General features: G+C 63.6%; 20 protein-coding genes. 7 read left to right on the top strand and 13 right to left on the bottom strand.

Going from position 1 to position 24,485, the window contains the following annotated elements; translation table 11 throughout:
- Positions 1-184 precede the first annotated feature (184 nt).
- Together J5J83_RS01975 and nirJ are read right to left on the bottom strand one after the other, a co-directional pair.
- Positions 185-1,756 carry a cytochrome D1 domain-containing protein gene (locus J5J83_RS01975; protein WP_212352725.1) on the bottom strand — a complete coding sequence of 524 codons (1,572 nt, stop codon included), beginning with the start codon at positions 1,754-1,756 and terminating at the stop codon, positions 185-187.
- Entirely contained in the window at positions 1,756-2,964 is a 1,209-nt protein-coding gene (nirJ, locus tag J5J83_RS01970; protein WP_212344652.1) for a heme d1 biosynthesis radical SAM protein NirJ, read from the bottom strand. Before nirJ ends, J5J83_RS01975 begins: the two co-directional genes overlap by 1 nt.
- 591 nt (positions 2,965-3,555) lie before the next feature.
- On the opposite strand from nirJ, the gene J5J83_RS01965 reads away from it, so the two are divergent.
- Positions 3,556-4,368 carry a formate/nitrite transporter family protein gene (locus J5J83_RS01965; RefSeq protein ID WP_212344649.1) on the top strand — a complete coding sequence of 271 codons (813 nt, stop codon included), beginning with the start codon at positions 3,556-3,558 and terminating at the stop codon, positions 4,366-4,368.
- A 52-nt stretch (positions 4,369-4,420) separates the two neighbouring features.
- Positions 4,421-6,157 carry a bifunctional protein-serine/threonine kinase/phosphatase gene (locus J5J83_RS01960; RefSeq protein WP_212344647.1) on the top strand — a complete coding sequence of 579 codons (1,737 nt, stop codon included), beginning with the start codon at positions 4,421-4,423 and terminating at the stop codon, positions 6,155-6,157.
- A gap of 52 nt (positions 6,158-6,209) precedes the next feature.
- Here the strand turns inward: J5J83_RS01960 and J5J83_RS01955 are convergent, their stop codons facing one another.
- On the bottom strand, positions 6,210-7,841 hold the full coding sequence (locus tag J5J83_RS01955; protein WP_212344645.1) for an MFS transporter: 1,632 nt from the start codon (positions 7,839-7,841) through the stop codon (positions 6,210-6,212).
- A 303-nt stretch (positions 7,842-8,144) separates the two neighbouring features.
- Here J5J83_RS01955 and J5J83_RS01950 point away from each other — a divergent pair, with 303 nt between their 5' ends.
- Positions 8,145-10,178, top strand: coding sequence for a bifunctional 2',3'-cyclic-nucleotide 2'-phosphodiesterase/3'-nucleotidase (locus tag J5J83_RS01950; protein WP_212344643.1), 2,034 nt, complete (start codon positions 8,145-8,147; stop codon positions 10,176-10,178).
- Positions 10,178-10,936, top strand: a complete 759-nt coding sequence (locus J5J83_RS01945; protein WP_212344635.1) for a tetratricopeptide repeat protein — start codon at positions 10,178-10,180, stop codon at positions 10,934-10,936. Before J5J83_RS01950 ends, J5J83_RS01945 begins: the two co-directional genes overlap by 1 nt.
- Here J5J83_RS01945 and hflX read toward each other — a convergent pair.
- The 4 genes from hflX to J5J83_RS01925 form a co-directional block, all read right to left on the bottom strand.
- Entirely contained in the window at positions 10,933-12,282 is a 1,350-nt protein-coding gene (gene hflX / locus J5J83_RS01940; RefSeq protein WP_212344633.1) for a GTPase HflX, read from the bottom strand. The two genes, J5J83_RS01945 and hflX, sit on opposite strands and share 4 nt — an antisense overlap.
- Before the next feature lie 139 nt (positions 12,283-12,421).
- A complete protein-coding gene (locus J5J83_RS01935) occupies positions 12,422-14,425 on the bottom strand; it encodes a hypothetical protein (RefSeq protein ID WP_212344619.1) in 2,004 nt (667 codons plus the stop codon).
- On the bottom strand, positions 14,409-15,146 hold the full coding sequence (locus tag J5J83_RS01930) for a hypothetical protein (protein WP_212344618.1): 738 nt from the start codon (positions 15,144-15,146) through the stop codon (positions 14,409-14,411). Before J5J83_RS01930 ends, J5J83_RS01935 begins: the two co-directional genes overlap by 17 nt.
- A 109-nt stretch (positions 15,147-15,255) precedes the next feature.
- Positions 15,256-16,044: a hypothetical protein gene (locus tag J5J83_RS01925; RefSeq protein ID WP_212344617.1), complete on the bottom strand. Its 789-nt coding sequence runs from the start codon at positions 16,042-16,044 to the stop codon at positions 15,256-15,258.
- Positions 16,045-16,288: 244 nt separating this feature from the next.
- Here J5J83_RS01925 and J5J83_RS01920 point away from each other — a divergent pair, with 244 nt between their 5' ends.
- Positions 16,289-16,534 carry an Imm74 family immunity protein gene (locus J5J83_RS01920; protein ID WP_212344616.1) on the top strand — a complete coding sequence of 82 codons (246 nt, stop codon included), beginning with the start codon at positions 16,289-16,291 and terminating at the stop codon, positions 16,532-16,534.
- Positions 16,535-16,621: 87 nt separating this feature from the next.
- Here the strand turns inward: J5J83_RS01920 and J5J83_RS01915 are convergent, their stop codons facing one another.
- From J5J83_RS01915 to J5J83_RS01890, 6 genes are all read right to left on the bottom strand, one after another.
- Positions 16,622-17,149 carry an Lrp/AsnC family transcriptional regulator gene (locus J5J83_RS01915; protein WP_212344615.1) on the bottom strand — a complete coding sequence of 176 codons (528 nt, stop codon included), beginning with the start codon at positions 17,147-17,149 and terminating at the stop codon, positions 16,622-16,624.
- The gene (locus J5J83_RS01910) at positions 17,149-17,643 is read right to left on the bottom strand and encodes an AsnC family transcriptional regulator (protein WP_212344612.1); all 495 of its coding nucleotides are present in this window, start codon (positions 17,641-17,643) and stop codon (positions 17,149-17,151) included. The genes J5J83_RS01915 and J5J83_RS01910 overlap by 1 nt, the downstream gene beginning before the upstream one ends.
- On the bottom strand, positions 17,633-18,673 hold the full coding sequence (locus tag J5J83_RS01905) for an Lrp/AsnC family transcriptional regulator (RefSeq protein ID WP_212344610.1): 1,041 nt from the start codon (positions 18,671-18,673) through the stop codon (positions 17,633-17,635). Before J5J83_RS01905 ends, J5J83_RS01910 begins: the two co-directional genes overlap by 11 nt.
- 3 nt (positions 18,674-18,676) lie before the next feature.
- Positions 18,677-19,891 (bottom strand): cytochrome D1 domain-containing protein, encoded by a 1,215-nt coding sequence (locus J5J83_RS01900; protein WP_212344609.1) that lies wholly within the window; start codon positions 19,889-19,891, stop codon positions 18,677-18,679.
- 21 nt (positions 19,892-19,912) lie between these two features.
- Positions 19,913-20,284 (bottom strand): cytochrome c, encoded by a 372-nt coding sequence (locus J5J83_RS01895; protein WP_212344608.1) that lies wholly within the window; start codon positions 20,282-20,284, stop codon positions 19,913-19,915.
- A 187-nt stretch (positions 20,285-20,471) separates the two neighbouring features.
- Positions 20,472-22,196: a nitrite reductase gene (locus J5J83_RS01890; protein ID WP_212344607.1), complete on the bottom strand. Its 1,725-nt coding sequence runs from the start codon at positions 22,194-22,196 to the stop codon at positions 20,472-20,474.
- Positions 22,197-22,359: 163 nt separating this feature from the next.
- Here J5J83_RS01890 and cobA point away from each other — a divergent pair, with 163 nt between their 5' ends.
- Together cobA and J5J83_RS01880 are read left to right on the top strand one after the other, a co-directional pair.
- Complete coding sequence (cobA, locus tag J5J83_RS01885) at positions 22,360-23,235, top strand: uroporphyrinogen-III C-methyltransferase (RefSeq protein WP_212344606.1); 876 nt, start codon at positions 22,360-22,362, stop codon at positions 23,233-23,235.
- Positions 23,236-23,337: 102 nt separating this feature from the next.
- Positions 23,338-24,417: a glyceraldehyde 3-phosphate dehydrogenase NAD-binding domain-containing protein gene (locus J5J83_RS01880; RefSeq protein WP_212344598.1), complete on the top strand. Its 1,080-nt coding sequence runs from the start codon at positions 23,338-23,340 to the stop codon at positions 24,415-24,417.
- Positions 24,418-24,485 lie beyond the last annotated feature (68 nt).

The following is a 24,485-nucleotide window of genomic DNA, read 5'->3' as shown; positions in this document are numbered from 1 at the left end:
CCCTTGAAGGGGGAGGAGCTCTGTTCTTGCCCTTTCCTTGAACATACAAAGGGAAGGCACCTGCTAATGAGGTTCGGGTGGTGTGGTGGCTGGGGATGGGTTACAAGCCCTTGAAGGTAGAGGAACCCGTCATCGATTACGATCGCCGCTCAGCACTGGTTCCGCCAAGCGTGCAGCACTGCAACTAATGGCTGGTCCCCTCGTCCCGGCTGATCTTGTTCCACACGTTGTACTTGCCGACGGGCTTCTTCATCGGCAGACGCTTGACTTCCTTCAGCGTGTCGGCGTCGAGCACGACGATGGCCCCGTCCTCCTCCCACAGGCTGGCCAGCGCGTAGCGGCCATCGCGGGTGAACTCGACATGCGCCAGCGTCTGCCCAGGTTCGGCGGCAAATTCCTTCACCACTTGCAAAGTCTGCTTGTCGATCACCTGCAGGATGTGACTGGCGTCGCGGCTCATCATCGAATCAACGAAGGCGTAGCGGCTGCGGGTGTGGCTGCGCAGGAAGAAGCCCGGCCCGCGCGTCGGAATGCGGCGGATCACCGCCCAGCTCTTCATGTCGATCACGGTAACTTCGCCGGACTTCAGATTGGTGCTCGCCATCACCGTGCGCTCCACGCCGTCGGCGTCGCGCCATGTCCAGGTGATGCCCGAGCCTAGGTGCGGCATGCCCTCCAGCGGCAGGCTGGCAATCTTGCGTCGTGCATCGAGGTTCACCACCTGCCCCTCGCCCTTGCGCGACGCCCCCATGACCTCGCGGTAGTCCTGGTCGAAGTAGAAGTCGTCGAGCACATCGTCGAGCGGCGTGCGCCGCGGATTGAGAAATCCGGGTTTGGCTATGCCTTCCTGCATGCGGTAGTCATGTACATAACCGTCGAAAACCGGTGCCGCGTTTTCGTCATAGCTGATTTCCCAGAGTTCGGGGATGTCCTTCATCGCGGCAACGAAGCTCTTGCGCGGCGCAGCGTCATACACCGCGGACACCCGCGACGTCCGGCTGCCATCCAGCGTCGCCGCCTCGATGATCTTCACCAGATTGAGATCGGCGTCGAACAGCACCAGATCCTGCGGCAGGTAATTGGCGGCGATCACGAAACGCCCGTCAGACGATACCGCCACGTTGCGGGTATTGATCCCGGCGCGCACCTCGGCGATCACCTTCAGGTTCCACAGATCGAACTTGGTAATCCAGCCGTCGCGCGAGGCGAAGAACACATAGCGTCCGTCTGACGTGAACTTCGGCCCGCCATGCAGGGCGAAGCGCGACTGGAAGCGATGGATGGGTTCGAGCTTGTCGCCGTCGAGCACCGACACATGGTGGTCGCCGGCCTCGACAACCAGGAAGAGGTTGAGCGGATCGGCGCTGAACACCGGCTTTGGAGACAGCGCCGCGGGATCGGTGTGTTGAATGCGCGAAGCGCGGATGTCGGACGCTGTCCATTTGGGCGCGGGCGTGACCGGCGTATAGATCCACTCGGCAAGCGCGGCAATCTCGTCCTTGCTCATCACCTCGCCAAACGCCGGCATCTGGGTGGCCGCGCGCCCGCCGGTGATGACCTTGACCGCCTCACCCTTGCGCAGTCGGGCAAGATTCTCCGGTAACAGCGCGGGCCCCATGCTGCCCAGACGATCCGGCGCATGACAGGCTGCGCAATGCTGCTGATAGTTGCGCGCAGTGGCCGGTGCGGCCTCTTCCGCCCACGCCGGCAGCGCCAGTGCCATCAGCAGGGCTGCGATCGATGTCCGCAGCGACATCATGAATCCACCTTTTCGATTCGCGTCCAGGGCGTGTTCAGTACGCGCCTGGAACCGTAGTCGGCCGCATCCACACCGATCTCCGCGTCGCTCAGATAGCACGCGGGGTCTTCCGCCCACGGGTTGCCGGTGATCTGTTGCGCACGCACCCGCGAATTGCCGTTACAGATGTCGAGATAGCGACAGGCGCCACAGCGACCCTGGAGTGCCCGCGGATGGCGCTTGAGCCCGGCCAGCAGCGGATTTGACAGGTCATTCCAGATCTCGCCAAAGGCACGCTCGCGCACATTCCCAAGCGGGATGTGCCACCACATCGTATCCGGATGCACCACGCCGAGATTGTCGATGTTGGCCACATTCACCCCGCTTGCATTTCCGCCCCACTGGCGCAGCTTGCCCTCGATGTGCGCGCCATGCTGCGGAAACCGGCGCCGCACCCAATGCAGCAGGAACACGCCATCCGCGTCGTTGTTGCCGGTGACGAACTCCTTGTCAATCCCCCGCCGATGCAGCTCGAGGCAGGTCTCGAACAGCACCTCCATGGCCTCGCGTGTGGTGCGGTGGTGTGCATCGTCTCCCCGATGCTTGTTGCCCCGCCCGGCATAGTTCAGGTGCGAGAAATAGAACTTGTCGATGCCCTCTTCTTCCACCAGCCGCAGCAGCGGACGCAAGTCGTGCGCGTTGTCCTCGGTCATGGTGTAGCGCACGCCGACCTTGGTGCCGCGTGCGACACACAAGCGGATGCCCGCCATCGAGGCATCGAAGGCCCCCGCCTTGCGCCGGAAACGGTCGTGCGTATCGGCAATGCCATCCAGACTGACGCCGACGTAGTCGAAACCGGTGTCGACGATCGCGTCGATGTTGTGCGTATCGATCAGGGTGCCGTTGGTCGACAGGCCGACATAGAAGCCCATTGCCTTTGCCCGCCGCGCGATATCGAAGATGTCCGGCCGCAACAGTGGTTCGCCGCCGGACAGGATGAGTACCGGCACCCGCGCCGCCCGCAGTGCCTCCAGCGTATGCAGCACTTCGTCGGTGCTCAGTTCGCCGGCAAAGTCGGTGTCGGCCGAAATCGAGTAGCAGTGCTTGCAGGTCAGGTTGCAGCGCCGGATCAGATTCCAGATCACCACCGGACCGGGCGGATTCCGGCGCGGCACGACGGGGGTGGGATGGTCGAGCTCGCGGATGAACTGGGATATGCGGAACATGACGGACAAACCTCCTGGTTGCCCGGATTACAGCCCATCACGACGCGAGAAAAAATGATGCGGGTCAAGCGGGGAGCAATGCCAGGTGAAGTCTATTGCGTTGCACCAAGATCAGGCGATTCGGCGCCTGCGCGCCCCAAGTCGGGGAGCCGATTGCCGGCCCGCACCGCAAGACCGCGTGAAAAACGCAGGATTATGGGGATTTTCACGCATGGCACGATGCGTGCTTCGTGTAGGGCAACGGAGGCCAAAGGCGGCCTCGTTCAGATTCAACCAGGCTTCTATCAGCGTGGTAATCACGCGGCTAATAAAGACTGGATTGCGGTACGGCGCCCCCTCCCCTTACGGGAGGGACCGGAGTCGGGATGGGTTTGACTGTTGTCGCATGAACCCATCCCCCTCCTGACCTCCCCCTTGAAGGGGGAGGAATAAAGCGCCGGCACGTACTTCATATGCTTGATTGCCGTCCGAATGCCTGAAACAGCGCTTCAAATGGACAACGGCGTCCATTTCCATCCCTTCGCTTCCGGGGGGCGTGGAGATGGGCGCCTTTTTCGTCTACACGATTCATCACTCACCAGGGGAAACACCATGTCCTATATCGTGCCTACAGAGTTCGTCACCAAGATGGTGGATGCGGGAGAGTCGAAGATCTTCATGTCGACTCGCGACACGGTCATCCGCGCCTACATGGCCGGCGCCATCCTCGCCCTCGCGGCGGCCTTTGCCGTCACCATCACGGTACAGACAGGGCAGCCGCTCGCGGGCGCCATCCTGTTTCCGGTCGGGTTCTGCCTGCTGTATCTGCTGGGCTTCGACCTGCTGACCGGCGTATTCACGCTGTGTCCGCTGGCGCTCATCGACAAGCGCCCGGGCGTCACCCTCAACGGCGTACTGCGCAACTGGGGGCTGGTGTTCGTCGGCAATTTCGCCGGCGCGCTGACGGTGGCGGTGATGATGGCAATCATCTTCACCTTCGGCTTCACCGAAGCACCCAACATCGTCGGCCAGAAGATCGGTCATATCGGTGAAGGTCGTACCGTCGGCTATGCCGCGCACGGTGCGGCGGGCATGTTGACGCTCTTCATCCGCGGCGTACTGTGCAACTGGATGGTGTCCACCGGCGTCGTTGCCGCGATGATGTCCACCAGTGTCTCCGGCAAGGTGATCGGCATGTGGATGCCGATCATGCTGTTCTTCTACATGGGCTTCGAGCACTCCATCGTCAACATGTTCCTGTTCCCGTCCGGCCTGATGCTCGGCGGCAACTTCTCGATCTACGACTACATGGTGTGGAACGAGATCCCGACGGTCATCGGCAATCTGGTCGGCGGTCTCGCCTTCGTGGGCCTGACCCTCTACTCCACCCACGTGCGTACCGCGCCCAAGCGCAGCGCCGCCTGATCCGACGACGGCACGCGAGCGCTCCGCCATGGGCGGGGCACTCGCCCAAACCATGTCCAGCTCCCTCACCCTGAGCAGCGGCCAGTACTCCGACAAGGGGCGCAAACCCGTCAACCAGGATTTTCACGGCCTGTGCCTGCCGGACGAACCCCGACTCGGGATCAAGGGCATCGCCATTGCCATCGCCGACGGCATCAGCAGCAGCGAGGTCAGCCACCTCGCCAGCGCGGCGGCGGTCAAGGGCTTTCTCGACGACTATTACTGCACGTCCGAGGCGTGGACGGTCAAGACCTCCGCCCGGCGCGTGCTCGATGCCACCAACTCGTGGCTATACGCCCAGTCCCGTCACAGTCAGTACCGCTACGATCAGGATCGCGGCTATGTGTGCACCTTCAGTGCACTGATCGTCAAATCCGGTACCGCGCACCTCTTTCATGTTGGCGACAGCCGCATCTACCGCTTGCGTGGCGCCTGCCTGGAGCAGCTTACCGAAGACCACCGCCTGGTCGTCGCCGAAGGCAGGCACTACCTCGCCCGCGCCCTTGGGCTGGGCGGCCAGCTGGAGGTCGACTACCTGAGCGTCCCGATCGAAGAAGGCGACGTCTTCGTTCTTGCCACCGATGGCGTATATGAATTCGCCCCCGCGCCGGTGATCGTCGACACCATTGCCGCCTCGGCCGACGACCTTGCCGCCGCCGCGAAGCAGATTGCCGACATCGCCTATGCCAACGGCAGCACGGATAATCTGACCATCCAGATCGTCAGAATAGATACCGTGCCCGAGCACGATGCAGGCGCCCTCGCCCGACATTGGGCGGAACTGCCTCCTGCGCCGCTTCTCGAACCGAGGACGCTGTTCGACGGCCACCGCATCATCCGCGAGATCCACGGCAGCAGCCGCAGCCACATCTATCTGGCCGAAGACGAGGACAGCCACACGCTCGTTGCGATCAAGATGCCCTCGGTCGATCTGCGCGGCGACCCTGCCTATCTCGAGCGCTTCATGCTCGAAGAGTGGATCGCGCGGCGCATCAACAGCGCGCACGTGCTCAGGCCCAGCGCGCAGACGCAGCGTCGCAGCGCGCTCTACGTCGTCACCGAATACATCGAAGGCCAGACCCTGGCGCAATGGATGATCGACCATCCCACGCCCGACATCGAAACCGTTCGCGGCATCGTGGAACAGATCGCCAGAGGTCTGCTCGCCTTCCACCGCCTGGAAATGCTGCATCAGGATCTGCGCCCCAACAACATCATGATCGACGGCGCCGGCACGGTGAAGATCATCGATTTCGGCGCGGTCCGCGTAGCCGGTCTCGCCGAGGCCGAGCCCGCCGACATCCAGCCGCCCATACTCGGTACGGCCCAATACACCGCACCCGAGTACTTTCTGGGCGAAGCCGGGTCGCCGCGCGCCGACCTGTTCTCACTGGGCGTCATCACCTACCAGATGCTCAGCGGCCGCCTCCCCTATGGCGCAGAAGTGGCGAAGACGCGGACGCGGGCAGCGCAGCGCAAACTGAAGTACGCATCCGTGCTCGACGACCATCGCGACATTCCGGCATGGCTGGACCCGGTACTGGCCAAGGCCGTTCACCCCGACCCAAACCAGCGCCATGCGGAGTTGTCCGAGTTCCTGTACGACCTCAGGCACCCCAACAACACCCTCCTCGGCAAGAGCCCGCCGCCGTTGATCGAACGCAATCCGCTGCTCTTCTGGCAGGGGCTGTGCCTCGTGCTGGTCGCGCTGGTGCTGTTCCTCCTGAGCACGAGTTCGTTGGTGAAATAGGGGCCGAAGCGTCGCGTCGACACGCGACGGATCGACACTCGGAGGAGTGGCCTCAGGTCCGTCCCGGCGAGACCGTCCGCTGCCCACCCATCGGCTCGCCCACATAGCGCTGCACCCGGGGCTCATCGGCACCGACATGAAAGGCCAGGCGCCTCTCGCGCAGGCCGGCGTCAGCAGCGCTGAAGCGCTCCAGTCGCCGCTGATGTTCGATCCAGTTCTCGTCCAGAAAGTACTCGATGTAACGGCCCGGCAGCGTCGTGTCACGGAACAGACCCCATGACAGTGCGCCCTGGCGCAGGCGCGCGCGGCGCGTCTTCTGCATCACCTCGTTGAATGCCGCCGCATTGGCGGGGTCGATCAGGTACTCCACCGTCACCATGACCGGCCCTTCGTCGGGACCGATGTCGATGACCGGCTCCGGTGCGCGCGCCATTGGCGGCACTGGCGTGTGGTCGACATCGAGGCCGCCATCCACACTCAACCGCCGTGTCAGCGCCAGCAGCAGCGGCCCCAAGGTGGCAGCCGCGGCGACGCTCAACGTGACCGAGCTCACGCTCGCGACATAACCCCACAAAGCCGCCCCAAGCGCGCTGCCGCCCATCAGCGCCATCTGGTAGATCGACATCCCCCGCGCCCGCACCCAGTTGGGAAGCGCGAGCTGCGCGGCCAGCGTGAGCGAATTGGCGGTGGCGATCCAGGCCATGCCGGCCAGCGCGCAGGCAGGCATCGCAAGCCAGATATTGGGAGCCAGCACTGCCATCAATGCCGCAACGGCGTGCACGCCCGTCCCCCAGGCGACAAAGGTATCGCGTGACACGCCACGACGCAGGCGTGGCAGGAACAAGGCGGTGACGACGGCGCCCGCGCCCATGGCGGCCAACAGCGCGGTGAAGGTCGTCGCCCCGCCTGCCAGGCGGCGGGCGATCAGTGGCAGCAAGGCCAGCAGCGCACTCGACTGCAGAAAAAAACCGAAGATGCGCAACAGCACCACCCGCATCCGTGGCGATTGCAGCACGTGCTGCAGTCCCACCCGCATCGCGCCGAAAAAGCGTTCGCCCGGCAGTGCGCTGACGCGGGGCTGCGAGCGCCAGCGCAGGATGATCCCGAACGCGGTGATCGACAGCAGCGCGTTCAGCAGGAAGACATACTGGCTGCCGACACTGGCGAGCAGCGCGCCGGCCACCACCGGGCCGACGATGCGCGACATGTTCATGGCAATACCATTCAGTGCCAGCGCGGCGGACAGATGCTCACGCCTGACGACTTCGGGCACGATCGCAGCGAATACCGGCCAGCGCATCGCCATGCCGATGCCATTGGCGAACGTGAGTGCCAGCAGCAACGGGGCGTTGAGCCCGCCGGCGAACACCAGCGCACTGAGCACCAGCGCCGTGATCGCCACCCACAGCTGGGTCACGGCAAAATACCGCCGCCGGTCCACGATGTCGGCCAGCGCGCCGCTGGGCAGGCCAAGCACGAAGACGGGCAGCGTCGATGCCGCCTGCACCATCGCCACCATGACGACGCTGTCGGTGAGCGTGGTCATCAGCCACGCCGAGGCGACGTCGTTCATCCACATCGTGACGTTGGCTGCCAGCCAGGCCAGCCACAGCATGCGAAACACCGGTTCGCGCAGCGGCGCCATCGTCGAGGGGGCTTGCGTCGAAGGGGCCGGCGTCGTCATCGCTTTGCTTCCGGGAAGGAGATTGAAGTCAACAACACGCCTGGAGTATCCCTGCCGGCCGGAGTTGCCGTCAATTCCGGACACCGCCGCCGCCCAATCAGGAAAGGCAACGCCGGCCGATCAATACATGTTTGGCATCGGCAGCCAGACGACAAACCGGCGCCAGACGCTCGCCACGAGCAGCCTTCCGGAGCGGAGACGTCGATCACTGCAATTTAATTGACATGCGCAATTCACTGTCCGGAAAGAACTCCGGACGATCATTCTCCCATTCACTTTCGCATTCGATGATGGAGAAGCCTGATGAAGCAACGTCGACGGACACTTGTTGTTCTGATTTGCGCGGGTTCCGCCCTGCTGCTGGGCGGTTGTGTAGGCGACAGCCATGATGGCAAAAACATCGCCGCCGGCACCACTGCAACCTTTGCGTTGCTCGAGACCACTGACCTCCACACCAACGTGCTCAGCTACGATTACTTCAAGCTCGCCGACGACAGATCATTCGGTTTCGAGCGCGTAGCCACGCTGATCTCCACCGCGCGAGCCGAATTTCCCAACACGATGATGATCGACGACGGCGACACCATCCAGGGCACTGCGTTGGCCGACTATCAGGCACTGATCGATCCGATCGGCTGTAACGAGACGCTGGCCATGTACAAGGTCATGAACAAGATTGGCTACGATGCGGGTGCGATCGGCAACCATGAATTCAACTATGGCCTCCCGTTCCTCAACCAGGTCACGGGCAGCCGTTTCAATATCGACGGCCTTGACGATCCTGCCAAGCAGAAGGCGTGCGCCGGGCCGGATTTCCCACTCGTACTGGCCAATGTGCGTAGCGTGAAGACCGGAGCACCCCTGTTCCAGCCTTACACAATCGTCACCAAGACACTCACGGCCACCGACCCCAACGGCAAGACGGTTTCCGTACCGATCAAGGTCGGGGTGATCGGTTTTGCCCCGCCGGCCATCATGAGCTGGGACAAGCGCTGGCTCGACGGCGTCGTCTACACCGTAGGGGTGAAGGAAGCAGCGGAGCAGTACATTCCCGAGATGCGCTCAAAAGGGGCTGATCTCGTAGTCATCGCTTCCCATGGCGGACTCGACGCATCTCCATATAGCCCGACGATGGAGAATGGCAGCTACCATCTGGCTCAAGTCGCCGGCGTGGATGCCATGATGATCGGCCACTCGCACCAGGTCTTCCCCAATGCAAGCAGCACCGTCGCCCAGTTCAACCTCGACGGCGTGGACAAGGTGAATGGCACCGTATTTGGCGTTCCCACGGTGATGGCCAATTATTGGGGCAAACACCTGGGCGTGATCAAGTTCGAACTGACCCACAACGGCAAGTCGTGGGAAGTCGACAAGAGCAAGACCGTGGTCGAGGCGCGCTCCATCCAGAATGCGGACAAGAGCTACGTCGCCGCCGATGCAAGCATTTCGGCCGCCATCGCAACCGAGCATCAAGCCACGATCGACTATGTGAAAACGCCGATTGGCTCCACGGATTTCGAAATGACGACCTATTTCGCCGACGTTGGCGAACCGGGAGCAATCCAGCTGGTAAACCAGGCACAGGCAGACTACGTGTCTCGATACGTTCAGGCCAACCTGCCCCAATATGCGAATACACCGGTCTTGTCGGTGAGTGCCCCGTTCAAGAGCGGATTCGGCGGGGGTTCCGATTACACCGATGTCGCAGCCGGCAGCGTCGCGATCAACAACGCGGCGGACCTCTATCTTTACCCCAACACGATCTATGCGGTTCTGGTCACCGGCGACGAGATCAAGGCCTGGCTCGAAACCGCCGCAAAGCGCTTCAACCAGATCGACCCGGCTTCCACCGTCACACAGGAGTTGGTCAGCACCTTTCCCGGCTACAACTTCGACATGTTCACCGACGGCGATGTCAGCTATGAGATCGATGTCACCCAGCCGGTGGGAAGCCGCATCGGGAACCTGATGTACAAGGGTGTCGCAATGGACGGCAGCCAGTCCTTCATCGTCGCCACCAACAACTACCGGGCCAGCGGCGGCGGGAACTTCCCCGGACTGGATGGCAGCAAGACGATTCTCGCCGCGCCCGATGCAAACCGTGACGTGTTGATCCAGTACATCAAGGACCACCAGGGCATCACTCGGGCAAGCAATGGTTCGAGTCGCAGCTGGACCTTCTCGAAGGTCAGTACGGCGGGCACGGTAACGTTCAAGTCTTCACAGGGCAAACTCGCACTGGCGGCTGCGGCCGGCCTGAACAACGTGAGCCTGGTTCAGGACGACGATGGTAGTGGCAAGGGCCTCTCCGTCTACGCCATCGACCTGAGCCTGTGATGCCCCTCAAACGCTCACTGCCTTGGGTGGCGGTTGCCGCCGCGCTCTTGCTGGCGCTCGCATGGGCCGGCTCGAGGGCACGTCCGGCACCACCGGCTGAAGGATCTGCCGCAATGGCCGAGTTGCTACTGCAAGCGGGCGCGGCGCGGAACGCGAACGCATTGCAGACACTGTCTGCAATGGCAGAGGATGGCCGTATCGACGCCCAGCGCGCGGTGGGCGAGATCCTCGCGCGTCAGCGCGATGCGGCCAGCGTTCCGAAGGGGATCGCATGGCTACAGCGCGCAGCGGATTCCGGTGACGCTGAAGCCACGTTCATGCTTGGAAAGCTGCATTTTCGCGGCGAGCCACCGCTCACGCGCGACTACGAAGCTGCCGCACGTCAGTTCGCGATCGCCGCGCAAAAAGGCCACGGTGGAGCAGCGTACTACCTTGGCTTGATGTACAGGAATGGTTACGGCGTGCGCGCGGCACCGGCGCAGGCAGCGAGGTGGTTCGAACAAGCCGCGGACACGATCCCCGCTGCGCGATTCATGCTGGCCAACGCCTACCGCTACGGCGAAGGTGTTGGGAAGGATGAAGCCCGCGCGTTGGCGCTTTATCAAAGCGCAGCGGAAGACGAGAGTCCCGAGGCAGTGCAAACCCTGGCGATGGCGTATCGCAATGGCGAACTCGGCCTGGCCCGGGACCCCATGCAGTTCGGCCACTACGTGCTCGAGACCGCACATTCACTCAAACACCCGGCGCGGACCCCCTAGTGCTGCGCAAACTGCTCGCGCAGGCGGTCCACCAAGCCGCGCTCGCCGCGCACCTGGAAAGTGGCTCCGTCCTCGTCCGCACGCTCCGCTATCACCTCGCAGCTGGCGTAGATCTGCTTGCGCAACTGCTGCGCGGACCAGGGCAGGAACAGCTCCGCGGCAACAAGATTTTGCTGGAAGAACGAAACGATCCTCGCGCGCAGCCGCGCAACGTCTTCAGGGCGGCGCGCGCTCACCACGACGCAGTCCGGATAACGTGCGTGCAGCACGGCCTCGCACGCTGTCTGCGCGGCGGCATCACCGACATGATCGATCTTGTTGAACACGCGCATGCGCGGCACCGTGTCCGCGCCAATCTCTTCGAGCACCCGGTCGGTGACGTCGAGCTGGCGCTCGAAACCGGGGTCACTCGCATCGATGACGTGGAGCAGCAGTCCGGCGTCGAGCGCTTCGTCGAGCGTGGACTTGAACGACGCCACCAGCCCATGTGGCAGGTTCTTGATAAAGCCCACCGTATCGCTGACGAGTACCCGCGGCACACTGTCCGGGTACAAGGTGCGCACCGTGGTATCGAGAGTGGCGAATAGCTTGTTGGCCACCAGCACCTCGCTGCCGGTCAGCGCCCGCATCAGGGTGGACTTGCCGGCATTGGTGTAACCGACCAGCGCCACGCTGGCCGGGCTCTGCCGCTCTTGCCTGCGTGCGCGCTGGATCTTGCGCTCGGCGTCCATGGCGACGATTTCGAGCTGCAGTTCGGCAATGCGATCGCGAATCTTGCGGCGGTCGAGCTCGGTGTGCGACTCCCCTGCGCCGCGTCCGCCGACGCCGCTGCGCTGCCGCCCCTGCGGACCGGCCAGCTTCGCCGCTTCGCGCAGTCGCGGCGCCATATAGCCGAGACGGGCGATTTCCACCTGCGCCCTGGCCGCGCGCGAACGTGCATTGCGGTGGAAGATCTCGAGGATGACCATGGTGCGATCCATCACCTCGCAGCCCACCTCCTTTTCCAGGTTGCGCGCCTGCGACGGCGAGATCTCGTGGTCTACGAGCAGGAGATCGATCTCGCGCACATGGTCGGCCGCATCGAACGGGGACGGGCGCGATCCCGCAAAGGCGACGCCGCTGCGGATGAACTCATGCATCTCCTGGCGCTTGCCGACGCCCAGGTAAGCCGTGGTGTCGAACCCGTTGCGCTTCTGCACGAAGGTGTGAACGACGGTTAGCCCCAGGGTCTTGGCCAGTTCGCGCAACTCGGTCAGCGAGGCCTCGAACTCCGCATCGCTCACGCCCGGCAGTTGCACGGCTGCAGCCACGGCGTATCTGGCCTGTTCTTCTACTTCTCTTTGCATTCGGGGCGGACTTTTCCAAAGGGTAAGGCTGCGATAGTACTCGCCATTGCGCTCGCCACCGCTGCCGGAATTGCAGGCGTGCAAGATTTTCGCCGTCAGGCAGCTGGGGCGCTTCCCGGCCCTTGCGTCTCGACCCGCTTCAGCGCTGCTTTGCGACCGGCCGCGCCAGGAGCATGCGTGCGGCCACCAGCGCCGCGAATATCGCGCCGACCCAGGTCCAGCCGCTCGGCTGCGTTTCGGCGACGACACTGTTTCCCGCAGTCGCGGCGAAAATCCGCCGCGGCTGCGCCGGATCGAGCACGAGCGTAGTAATCGGCGGCAGATCCGTGTGGTCATTGATGATGCGCCAGTGGCTGCCGCCGTCATCGGAGCGGAATATCCGCCCCGACCGGCTGCCGGCGTAGAGCGTGTCCGGCGCGGCGGGGTCCAGTGCGATGGTGCGGACATGAAGATCGGTGAGACCCGCGTTACGCGCTTGCCAATGCGCTCCCGCATCCTCCGAACGATGCACGCCGCCGCCGTAAGTCGCCGCGAAGATGACGTTGGGGTGTACCGGATCGATCGCCAAGGCTTGCACATCGTCGTGCAGCAGACCGGCATTGGCCGGCCGCCAGGGTGCGCTGCCAGTCTCGCGCACATAGATGCCTCGGTTGGTGCCGAGGTAAACGGAGTCGGGACGAACGGGATCGAACACGATGTGCTGAATCATGGTACCGGGAAAATCGGCCACACTGCGCCAGTGCTGACCCCCATCCTGTGTGCCGAACAGGCGCCCTGACGCCCCGCCGGCGAGCATGACGCCCGCTACGAGCGGATGGCCCGCCAGCGCATGAAGGGGCGACCCAAGCCCCTTCGCCGGCCCTAACGCGGACCAGACCGCACCCCGATCGTCGGACACGAAGAGCTGCCCGCGCCCGACCGCGGCATAGACGCGGGATGGGCGCAGCGGGTCGGCCAGGATCGCGCTTACCCGCGGATCGGGCAGGCCGCGGCCGGACTGCCATGTCAGCCCGCCATCGATAGACCTGAAAAGCCCCGAGTACCGGCTACCTGCATAGAGCGCGGGCGCGTCCCCGCCGTCCGCGGCGGCCCCGGCCGCCAGTGTTTCGATCTGCAGGTTGTGCAATCCGCGATTGACCGCCTGCCAGCGCTTCCCGCCATCTCGCGACATCCGCACGCCGGCAAAGTCCGTTCCCGCATAGAGATGGTCGGCCGCGCCGGGATCAATAACGAGCGTCTCGACGGGCGCCTGCGAAGGCCACGACTCGACGACATGCCAGCTTCGCGCACCGTCGGATGAACTGAACAGCTTGCCCGACTGCGTCTGCGCATACACCTCGCCGCCCGGTGCAATGTCGAGACCGGCCACCATCAGATCCGTCAGCCCCTCGTTCGTACGCAGCCACGTCCGCCCCGCATCGAGCGAGGTCAATACGCCCTCGCCAGGAACGGCAAGATGGATCGCCTCGCGATCCGGGGCAAGCACCACGTCCTGCACATACCACGCCGGATCGCCGAGTGCGACCCAACGCGCGGCGTTCGCGCCGAGCCGAAAGAGCCCGCCCTGTGTGCCGGCATAGAAAGTACCGGGAGAGCGGGTGTCGGCGGCAAGGGCAAGCACGAAGGATTCGGCCAAACCGGCGGAGAATGCGCGCCAGCTTGCACACGCATCGTCGGACCGGTAGATGCCGCCGCCAAAACTCGCCGCCAGCAACACGGCCGGGTGCGCCGGATCGATGGCGATGGCGCGCAGCGCCGGCACATCCACACCCGCATTGCACGCACGCCACGTCAGTCCGCGGTCGGCACTGCGAAAGACACCCGCCGCGTCGGTGGCTGCGAACACGCGCGACGGCGTGAGCGGGCCCACGGCGATATCCACGACGGTCGTGCCCGCCAACCCGGCATTTGCGCGCTGCCATGTCCGCGCGCCATCGAGCGAGCGGAAAACACCGCCCTTTAGCGTGCCGGCGTAGAGTATGCCGGCGTCGAGCCGATCGAACGCAAGCGCGCGCACCGTCCCCCCTTCGGGGCCGATTGACGGCCACGCTTCGCCCCAGTCCACGCGCGCGGACAGCATTACCAATGCGCTGGCAGCGGCCACGGCCGCCAGTCGCAGAAACACGCTAGAGTTCAAGGGCATGGATGAACGCGGCTACGCATTGCGCCAGTCGGTCGGCGAGCTGTTGAGCGACCGCCGCATGCGCCTCGAGATCCAGCGTGCAGCGGTGGATGCTTGCGCAGAGCTGCGTCTCGCGCCGATCGAACACATGTTCCATCAGACGGCCAAGCGGCGCCTGGGTCTGAAAGTGAATGCTGACCAACGTGGTATCGACCTGTTGCGCCCGCTGCGTACAGGTGCCGAGATGGAAACAACCGGCCTCACGGGAATGGCTGCAGTCGTCGAATACAACGGGCATCGCGCGGCGCCCTGCCGCAAGGGCCGATCCGGCGAGCTCGAGTTCAACGCCGCGCGCATACGGCGTCAACAGCGACAGCCCGAGTTCCGCGACCGTATAGTGCGGCGCGGCAAGCGGCTGTCCGTCCAGCGCCTGTACCGTCCAGCCGACGTTGCGCATCACGATCAGAAAGAACCGGTGCCAGTTAGCGAAATCCTGTTCGCGATCGAAGCGTTCGTCCGCCCCCAGCTGGGCAAAGAGAATGGCATTGAGAACATCCGTGCGCGCCGTGCTGTCGACATCCGCCACGAAGGAGATCAGACCGGCCCCGACCATGAAGGCCGCTTGCTGCTGAACAACCCGATTGTGCCGGCCCTGTGCGGCTGGACCGGACTCCCGGCAAACGCCGCGATCAGCATACGCCAGCGCGGACGCGGACAGGGGCAGGCTTGCAATGAACTCCATCCGCTCCCGGTCCTCGATTCGCACGCGTGGCCACTCCAGTCATTGTTCTTGTCCCGCCTCGGCTCCAACCGCCCCCTGGCATTGCAAATGCGCCTGGGCTCCGCCGCGCCTAGAAACCGAGATCGAGGTCTTCGACATAGGCCGCAACATGATCCCGCATCTTCTGTTCGAGCTTGGCGCGCGCGCCCCCGGCATAGTAATCCTGATTGAAGGTCGCCACTTTCTGATCCTTGTAGATCGCCACGTCCGAACTCTTCCAGTTGAACCACAACACCGTCGTGTCGCGCGTCCGGTAGTCGAGCGCAAACGCGCCAAAGGCCAGCGAAATGGACTCCTTCTCCTTGCTCGCCACGCCGATCAGGAACTTGCCGGCCTGGTCGCTCATGGTGGAATTGTTGAACAGCCTGATGCGGTTCCCGTCCCGTGGCAGCTTGCCGATGGCGTCGATCGCCGCCTTCGCGATCGCAGCACCATTTTGCGATGCGACCGCCTCCAGCACCTGGATGATGACCGCATCCACCGACAGTCCCTGAGAATCGGCCTTGTATTTCTCCCAGCTGAAGGACATGACCCAGCCAAGATTCGACATTACTTTGGAATAATTTGAGAACCACGCCTGCATGTTTTCGAAGGACTGGTTGTCGGGGACCACGACATCGGAATTGAGCTGTGCGGCAAGCGTCGTATATTCGACGTCCTGCCTGTCCTGCCCCGACAGATTGCCCAAGAAGGCCGTGACCTGCCCCTTGATCAGCGCCGCAGAGGGTTTGTCGCCGGCGCCCGGCAGCGGGGCACCGAGAACCATCCCCCTTCTCAGCCTGGTGCCGAACACTCTCGCATCGGGCTCGATATCGGGTATCTGCAGGGACATCACATACTGATCGGATTCCGTAGCCATCTGCGCTCTCCTTGCTGTCATTCGGACTGATCAACGACGATGGTAGATCTGCAATCAGCTGCGCCGCTCAGTCAGTCTAGATCATTCGCGAGACATTGAAAGACATGGAGACGGCCTCACCTCTTGGAGCGGACCAGAAAGATACGCTTCCAAATTCACGGTCCACTACTTCGTCATATTCAGAAGCTCACTACAATGGATCCCGCAAGCGGAATTTCACGGACAACATTCCCTTGAGCAAGATATGAAAATCACCAGAACGACACCATATTCGATTAGCGTTGAGAAAAACGGCCTCAAGACCAAAGCACTTGGAGAGTCGTTTGTTTCGGGCCATGGTTCCCCGGATTTCATCATTGATTCCAGAAGCATTGAGAAATGGGAATCCGAGGACAAAACAGCTGTCATTGATGACTACGAGAGAGCTTCAATTGTCGAATTTATTCTGGATGAACTAAGAGCACGCGGATGGAAAATTGAATCAGAGTAGGCGTTCTCTGTATTCACAACCAGCATCCACTCTGGTTTTCAGCCCGTTCAAGGCTTTTCGGAATGGTCAAGACTTGAATGGATAGTCTTACGAGAAGTGTCCGAGACGCACACCGGTCTTCTTCAGAATCGCCGTCGAGAACAGCACGTCGTGCGCGCGGCAGGCATCCGGAAAACGGGTCCCGATCAGGGCGGCGACCGCTGCCACGTGTGCCAGTGCGCCTTCGCGACTGCCCGCATGCACCATCGCAAACAGGTTGTAGCGCCAGTCGGGCAACTGTCGTGGGCGGCGATAGCAGTGGGTGACGTAGGGCAGCGCGCCGACCAGTTCGCCCACGTCGTCGACGAACGTGTCATCGATGTCCCAGACACTCATGCCGTTGGCCGTATAGCCGATCGCGTAGTGATTGGGCACGGCGCCGATGCGACGGATGGCGCCGCGCGCGAGCATGGCAGCCAGACCCTGACGGACATCCTCTTCACCGCATCCGAGCTGACGGGCAAGTTCGGCGTACGGCCGCGGCACCAGCGGCAGCCCGGCCTGGGTGGCGCGCATCAGGCGGCGTTCGAAATCGTCATGCCGCTGCACGGAGTCGTTTGCGGATGGTTGATGCATCAAGCCTCCAGCTTCATCTCGACGAAGTACTCGCGCTCTTTCGGGAACAGGCGCACCTTTACCCCGGCAAGCGCTTCGATGCGGCCCGCCACGTCGGCAATGCCCGGTGGGCTTGCGGTCGCGAGCACGAACCACATGTTGAAGACATGCGTACGCCGGTAGTTGTGCGCCACTTCCGGAAAGGCATTGACGATGTCGAGCACGCGATCCCAATCCGTCTCCGGCACGGCCATCGCCGCGAGGCAGAAGGCGCCCCCCATGCGTTCGATCTGGAACATGGGGCCGAAACGGGTGAGAACGCGATCCTCGAGCAGGCTGTGCAGGCGGCGGATGACTTCATCCTCACTCAGGCCCAAGGCCTCGCCCACCGTGGCGAAGGGGCGCTCGCTCAGGGGGAAATCCCCCTGCAGCGCGTTGATCAGCCGACGATCGACGGGATCGGGGTCGCGGCTGGCGGCAAGGCCACGCCGCGCGTGCCTGCTGTCATTCGCCATGATCGCGCTCCGGTTTGGTCGCCAGATACCGTGCTCCGCGCTGCTTGAAACGCCTGCCGCTGAACAGCACCGCATGGGGCCAGCGGTCCAGGCCGATGGCGCGCGCCATCTCGTCGCGCTGCGCCTGCACCGCCTCGCGGGCGCTGCCGTGAATCATGCAGAACAGGTTGTAGCGCCAGTGCGGCAGACAGCGTCTGCGCCGGTAGCACAACGTGACACCGGGTTGCGCGGCAAGCTGGCGCCCAAGCGACCCGGCGAGCGCATCCGGAATATCCCACACGCACATTGCATTGCTGCCGATACCCAGTTCACGATGTCGCACGACGACGCCGAAGCGGCGGATCAGCCCGTCCTCCAGCGCCCTTGCGACGGTTTCGATCACCATGCCTTCGTTCAGACCCACTCTGCGCCCCAGATGTGCCCATGGCTGCGACACGATGGGCAGACCGGCCTGCAATGCGGCGAAGAGCTGGCGTTCGAGTTGCGGCATCGCGCAGGCCCTGTCCTGTTCGTCGTGAGCCCGACATCCGTCTTGCACCCGCCGCGTCGCCGCCTTGCCGGAGAGATCGAAGCCGAGATCGATGTGGAACTCCTCCTCCATCGGCAGGATCAGGGCGGAGCATCCGGTATCGCGTTCGATGCGGCGCACCAGCGCTTGCAGCGCCAACCCATCGCTGGCGGACGCCACGAACCACAGGTTGAAGGCGTGCTCGCGCTCGTAGTTGTGATTGACCGCCGTTTCCGCGCTGACGCGTGCCGCGACCTCCTCCAGTCTTTCCGGTGCCACGCGCAGCGCCACCAGCGCGCCTGCGCCCAGCCTGCCCGGCGCGAAGACCGCGCCAACCCGGCTCACCGCGCCAGCCGTCACCCAGTCCAGATACAGGTCGATGACGCGTTGCTCGGACCAACCGACGCAGCTTGCGATATGGTCAAACGGGCGCGACAGCAGCGGAAAATCCCGCTGCCAGTCGTTGAGCAGTCCGAATTCGACGCTTTGCGTATCGAGCAGGAGCCTTTGCATGCCGGACATGGATCAGAACCCGGTGCGCGCAGCGCGGCTGGTAAAGAAGATGCCGCTCGGACTGGCGGCGGCAAAATGCCCAAGCTGACGATGGCTGGCGGTATCGTAGATGAAGACCTGGTTGTCATCGCGGGACGATAGCCACACGACCTCGCCACGAGGCGCAAACTCCATGTGAAGAATGGCGCGCCCCGGTTGCAGCGTGTCGGTCAGGCGCTGGGCCAGCGTATCGATCACCTGCACCCAGCCGTTGTCGGGAAAAGCGAAATTCACCCACACTTCGCGGCCGTCGGGCCGCGCCATGACAAAGACCGGCTGGCTTTTCACCGCGATCCGCCCGACCTCCTGCCAGCTGCCGGTATCGACCACCAGCACTTCGTGGCGCCCGATCGCCGGCAGGTAGGCGCGCCCGCCGGCGATGGCCCAACCGCGCAGATGAGGCATCTTGTACACCGGCAGCGGCGCATCCCCCTTGCCGTAGCCGGCCAGAATCCTGCGCACGCCCTGCTCCGGTCGCCACAGATCGAGCAGCGCCAGACCGTCTTCACCGAACAGGCCGGCAATGTAATAGCGGCCGTCTGGCGTCACCAGGCCGTCGTAGGGCTGACGCCCGGCACCATAACGTTCGGTGCGAGGGTGTGCGGGATCGGAGAGATCGGTCACGCGGATCTCGCCGGCATCGAACAAGGCGTAGGCAAAGCGGTTGCCAGGCAGATCTGCCAGCCCCACCACCTTCGAGCGCAGACCGTCATCGCCATAGGTGGCCGGCACATCGGCCAGCAGTTCGAGGGTGTCGGCGTCGAAGGCCTTGATGCCGCCAGGCGAATAGTTCTGCGCCACGACGATGCGGCCATCCTGCGAAATGGCGCCGCCAATTGCATTGCCCGACTGCATGATGCGGCGCTCGATGCGCTCGGTGAGCAGGTCGACCTTGGTCAGCCCGCCATCACGACCGAACACGTAGGCATAGCGTGCGTCGCGCGAGAACACCACCGAAGCATGCGAGAGGTCGCCCAGGCCGTCGACCTCCGCCAGCACGCGACGCGCGCTGGTATCGACGATCTTGACGCGGCCGTCCGCGCGCTCGACCAGCACGCCAAGATCGCCAGTGCCACGCAGCGCCGGCCCGGGTGTCGCCGTGGTACAGGCTGACAGCAGCCACACCATGAGCGCCAGAATGCCCGCCCATAGCAGCGGAGGGGAGAGACGGACGTTAGCATTCGACATGGATGCGTCTCCAAATGGTTGTCAGTGCTGACCGACGCGCTGCGCCAGCCCTTGATCGGCCGGAAAGCCCTGCATCAACCGATCGATGATCCAATACGCTTCCGCTTCGCTGACGATGCCGCGAAAAGGCGGCATCGGCGTGCCCGGACGCCCGTCCATCACCGTCGCCACCAACGCGTCGACCGGTTTTCCGGCCAGTGCCTCGGGCGTGAGTGCGGGCCCCAGTCCACCGCCCAGGGTGAGTCCGTGACAAGCACCGCAATCCTGCCGGACCATATGTACGAGTGCGCGCTCGCGCGCGGCCGGCGGCGGTGGCGCCGCCGACACCAGTGCAGCCACCAAGGTGAGGCTCACGAGGACGACAACGTGAAGCAGCAGTGCAGGGATTTTCATCATTGTTGGCAAGCGATGGTGTGTGCCACGAGCATGAAGGCCCCCGCCCCGCCTCGCCTTGACCCCCATCAATCCCGCAAAGCCCGTGGTACGACCTCGCCACCCGACACGCAAAAAAGCCAGGACAGTCGCGGACGACGGTCCTGGCCAACAAAACGGTGCGCGAGCACCGTCTCCCCCACAGAGATCAATACACGTCGTGCTGGGTGTTGTAGAGGTTGAACTTGCCGGTCGGCGTGATCAGGCGCGGATCCTTGATCACCGCCTTGAGCTTGCGCGTCTTGTCATCGACCACGACGATCGCTGACTCCTGGTTCTTTGCCGACCACACCGAGAACCACACTTCGTCACCCTTGACGTTGTACTCCGGCTGCAGGACGCGCTTGGCGCCCTCGCCCAGTTCGGCCCACTTTGCAATCGGCAGCATCTCGAAGCCCTTGTCGAGACTGGCAATGTCATACACCGCAATCGACTGGCTGATCGCCGGATCGGGATTGAGCGCGGTGTCCACCCACAGATTGTGGGACTTCGGATGCGTCTTCAGGAACAGCGATCCACCACCCTGGCCCTTGAGCGACTCGACCATTTTCCACGCATACTGCTTGTGCTTCTGCGGATCGGTGCCGATGAGCGCGATGCTGTCGTCGCCGAGGTGCCCCGTCGCCCATACCGGGCCGTACTTCGGATGAACGAAGTTGGCGCCACGGCCGGGGTGGGGAATCTTGCCGACATCGATCAGCCCGGCCAGCTTGCCATCCTTGGCGTCGACCGCCGCGACCTTGTTCGACTGGTTGGCCGCGACCATGAAATAGCGCTTGGTGCTGTCCCACCCGCCATCGTGGAGGAAACGTGCCGCTTCGATCTCGGTGGTCTTGAGCGCATGGATGTTGGAATAATCCACCATCAGGATCTTGCCGGTTTCCTTGACGTTGACCACGAACTCGGGTTTGAAGTGCGACGCCACGATCGAGGCGACGCGAGGCTCAGGATGGTACTCTTGAGTATCGACCGTCATGCCGCGGGTACCGACAATCTTGAGCGGCTCGAGCGTGTCGCCCTCCATGATCACGAACTGCGGCGGCCAGTAGGAGCCGGCGATGGCGTACTTGTCCTCGAATCCCTTGTACTTGGAGGTCTCAACCGAGCGTGCTTCAAGGCCGGTGCGGATCTCGGCAACCGTATCGGGCGTTTCCATCCACAGGTCGATGAGGTTGATCTTGGCATCACGCCCGATCACATACAGATAGCGCCCCGATGCCGAGGTGCGCGAAATATGTACCGCATAGCCGGTCTTGACGATATTGATGATCTTCTTCGAGTCACCGTCGATCAGCGCCACCTCGCCGCTGTCGCGCAGGGTGGTGGAGAAGATGTTGTCGAGGTTGTAGCTGTTCATCTTCTTCGTCGGTCGCTTCTCGGGCGGCACCACGACCTTCCACGTCGCCTTCATCTCGGCCATGCCGAACTCCGGCGGTTGCGGCGGGGTCTGTTGCACGTAGCGCGCCATCAGGTCGACTTCGTCGTCGCTCAGCTCACCCGACGTCCCCCAGTTCGGCATCCCTGCCGGCGAACCATACTTGATGAACACCTTCAGATAGTCGGTGCCCGAGGCCAGCGTCTTGTCGGGCGTCAGCGGCTTGCCGGTCGCGCCCTTGCGCAACACTCCATGACAGCCGGCGCAACGTTGAAAATAGATCTGCCGTGCCTTGTCGAACTCGGCCTTCGACATCGGCGGCGCCTTTGGGTTGATGTCCTGGTACATCTCGACGCCTTCGAGCGGAGATCCCCCCGCCTGGTACTTCAGCTCCGCCGGCGAGACGTCCTTGTGGGTCTCTTCGGCCCAGGCCACCGACAGTGCAAGCGGTACCGCGGCAAGTACGGCCGCATGACGAATCCAACGCATGTGATGCATCTTCCCTCTCCTTCGTAGCGCGTGAGATCGCGAAAAATCAATGCACCCAGTATCAAACCGGCAGCGCCCGGCGATCCTTGATATGCATTAATTTTCCCTGCTGGCAAAGGGGATACAGTCCGCACATCGGCCCCCGGGCCATCACCGCCAGCGAGCTCAGACCATGCCCCAGATCACGATGCTGCGTTCTTCAACCCCGGATTCATTGGTGCACGGCCATCGCGACGCGAGGATCGACGCAGTGGATGACACCCGTCAGGCGCCGGCCGCGCACGCCTGTCGCGGCAGCGTCGCCCTCGTCGGTGCCGGCCCCGGCGATCCCGAATTACTCACCTTGAAGGCAGCCCGGCGGATTGCGGACGCCGATGCCATCGTCTACGACCAGCTCGTCGGCGACGGCATCCTGGCACTGGCCCAGCCACATGCACAGTGCATCTATGCCGGCAAGAAGGCGGGCAATCATGCGCTGCCGCAGGCCGAGATCAACCGTCTGCTGGTCGAGCTTGCCGGCAGGGGGCTCAACGTGGTCCGACTCAAGGGTGGCGACCCCTTCATCTTCGGTCGCGGTGGCGAGGAGATGCAGGCGCTGATCGAGTCCGGCATCGATTGCGAGGTGGTGCCGGGCGTCACCGCTGCAGCGGGCATGGCCGCAGCCACCGGGATTCCACTCACCCATCGCGACCACGCCCAGACGGTGGTCTTTGCCACCGGACACCTGAAGGAAGGCACGGTCGACCTGGACTGGGATGCACTTGCCCGGCCGCACCAGACCGTGGTGATCTACATGGGGCTGGGGGCGCTGGACATCATCTGCCGCGAATTGATCGCGCATGGTCTGTGGCACAGCACGCCGGCTGCGGTCGTGCATGCGGCGACCACCCCCCGGCAACGCATCGTGACCAGCACCCTGCTCTCGCTGCCGTTCGATGTCCGCTCGGCCCGCCTGCAGACGCCCAGCCTGATCGTGGTGGGCACGGTGGTCGAGCTGCATTCGGTGCTCACCGCGGCAAATCTACAGGCCGCGGCACACGCGGGCTGAGCCGCCCCCCGCCCGCCATTCACCACACTTCGCCCGCAGCTGCATTAACCGCGGCACCTGCCGCCTTCGGTTGTATTATTGCGCGCTTGTCCACACTTCTTCATGGCAGGCCCGAACGTGGCGTCATCCCGCACTACCCCATTTCGTCTCGCGATCAATGGCTACGGCCGCATCGGTCGCTGCTTTCTGCGCGCCCTGCATGAGTCCGAGTTCAGCGAGCACTTCAAGGTCGTCGCCATCAATGAACCGGCAGACCTCGCGAGCATTGCCTACCTGACGCGTTTCGACTCCACCCACGGCCGCTTTCCGGGGCGGGTGACGGCCGACGACGATGGCTTGCTGGTCGGCGAGCAGATGATTGCGGTGTCCCACTCGACCACGCCCGAAGGCGTCGATTGGACGGGGCTCGAGCTCGACCTGGTGGTGGAGTGTTCGGGACAATACGGTGAACGCGCCGAACTGCAGCGCTTTCTCGATGCGGGCTGCCCCCGCCTGCTGCTGTCGCAACCGGGAAACAGCGCGGCAGATGTCGATGCAACCATCGTGCACGGCATCAATCACGGCTCGCTCGGCGGTCACGAGCGCCTGGTATCGAATGCGTCGTGCACCACGAATGCAGTCGTACCGGTGCTCGACTTGCTGCACCGCTCACTGGGGCTGGAGCAGGTATTGCTGACGACCCTGCATTCGGCCATGAACGACCAGCCCCTGATCGATGGCTATCACCATTCGGATCTGCGGCGCACACGGTCGGCCATGCAATCGATCATTCCGGTCTCCACCGGCCTCGCGCGTGGCGTCGAACGCTTGCTGCCGGCACTCGCCGGCCGGGTGCACGCCAAGGCCATCCGCGTGCCGACCCACAACGTATCCGCCATCGATATGGTGCTGACCCTTTCGCGCGACGCCTCCGCGGCCAGCATCAACCGACTGCTGCAGGACGCGGCCGCCGGTCCTTTCTCGGGCCTGCTCGCGTGGTCGGACGAAACCCACGCCTCGATCGACTTCAACCACGATACCCACTCGGCCATTGTCGACGGCAGCCAGACCCGCGCCTGTGGATCGCGCATGATCAATCTGCTGGTGTGGTTCGACAATGAATGGGGCTTCGCCAACCGCATGCTCGATGTCACCCGCCACTGGCTGACCTTGCCCTCGCCCGACGTCTCGATCCCGCACTGAGCCGGGGTCGCCGACGGCGCTAGTGTAGTGGTGCGTGCTGTTTGGCACTTAAGGTGGCACAACGAAGC

This window comes from Azoarcus sp. L1K30, assembly GCF_018122735.1.
Lineage (GTDB): Bacteria > Pseudomonadota > Gammaproteobacteria > Burkholderiales > Rhodocyclaceae > Parazoarcus.
This window is presented reverse-complemented; position numbering and strand designations above follow the sequence as displayed.

Coding starts and splice junctions, on each gene's coding strand:
- J5J83_RS01975 (WP_212352725.1), bottom strand. CDS start 1,756: ATGTCGCTGCGGACATCGATCGCAGCCCTGCTGATGGCACTGGCGCTG.
- nirJ (WP_212344652.1), bottom strand. CDS start 2,964: ATGTTCCGCATATCCCAGTTCATCCGCGAGCTCGACCATCCCACCCCC.
- J5J83_RS01965 (WP_212344649.1), top strand. CDS start 3,556: ATGTCCTATATCGTGCCTACAGAGTTCGTCACCAAGATGGTGGATGCG.
- J5J83_RS01960 (WP_212344647.1), top strand. CDS start 4,421: ATGTCCAGCTCCCTCACCCTGAGCAGCGGCCAGTACTCCGACAAGGGG.
- J5J83_RS01955 (WP_212344645.1), bottom strand. CDS start 7,841: ATGACGACGCCGGCCCCTTCGACGCAAGCCCCCTCGACGATGGCGCCG.
- J5J83_RS01950 (WP_212344643.1), top strand. CDS start 8,145: ATGAAGCAACGTCGACGGACACTTGTTGTTCTGATTTGCGCGGGTTCC.
- J5J83_RS01945 (WP_212344635.1), top strand. CDS start 10,178: ATGCCCCTCAAACGCTCACTGCCTTGGGTGGCGGTTGCCGCCGCGCTC.
- hflX (WP_212344633.1), bottom strand. CDS start 12,282: ATGCAAAGAGAAGTAGAAGAACAGGCCAGATACGCCGTGGCTGCAGCC.
- J5J83_RS01935 (WP_212344619.1), bottom strand. CDS start 14,425: ATGCCCTTGAACTCTAGCGTGTTTCTGCGACTGGCGGCCGTGGCCGCT.
- J5J83_RS01930 (WP_212344618.1), bottom strand. CDS start 15,146: ATGGAGTTCATTGCAAGCCTGCCCCTGTCCGCGTCCGCGCTGGCGTAT.
- J5J83_RS01925 (WP_212344617.1), bottom strand. CDS start 16,044: ATGGCTACGGAATCCGATCAGTATGTGATGTCCCTGCAGATACCCGAT.
- J5J83_RS01920 (WP_212344616.1), top strand. CDS start 16,289: ATGAAAATCACCAGAACGACACCATATTCGATTAGCGTTGAGAAAAAC.
- J5J83_RS01915 (WP_212344615.1), bottom strand. CDS start 17,149: ATGCATCAACCATCCGCAAACGACTCCGTGCAGCGGCATGACGATTTC.
- J5J83_RS01910 (WP_212344612.1), bottom strand. CDS start 17,643: ATGGCGAATGACAGCAGGCACGCGCGGCGTGGCCTTGCCGCCAGCCGC.
- J5J83_RS01905 (WP_212344610.1), bottom strand. CDS start 18,673: ATGTCCGGCATGCAAAGGCTCCTGCTCGATACGCAAAGCGTCGAATTC.
- J5J83_RS01900 (WP_212344609.1), bottom strand. CDS start 19,891: ATGTCGAATGCTAACGTCCGTCTCTCCCCTCCGCTGCTATGGGCGGGC.
- J5J83_RS01895 (WP_212344608.1), bottom strand. CDS start 20,284: ATGAAAATCCCTGCACTGCTGCTTCACGTTGTCGTCCTCGTGAGCCTC.
- J5J83_RS01890 (WP_212344607.1), bottom strand. CDS start 22,196: ATGCATCACATGCGTTGGATTCGTCATGCGGCCGTACTTGCCGCGGTA.
- cobA (WP_212344606.1), top strand. CDS start 22,360: ATGCCCCAGATCACGATGCTGCGTTCTTCAACCCCGGATTCATTGGTG.
- J5J83_RS01880 (WP_212344598.1), top strand. CDS start 23,338: ATGGCAGGCCCGAACGTGGCGTCATCCCGCACTACCCCATTTCGTCTC.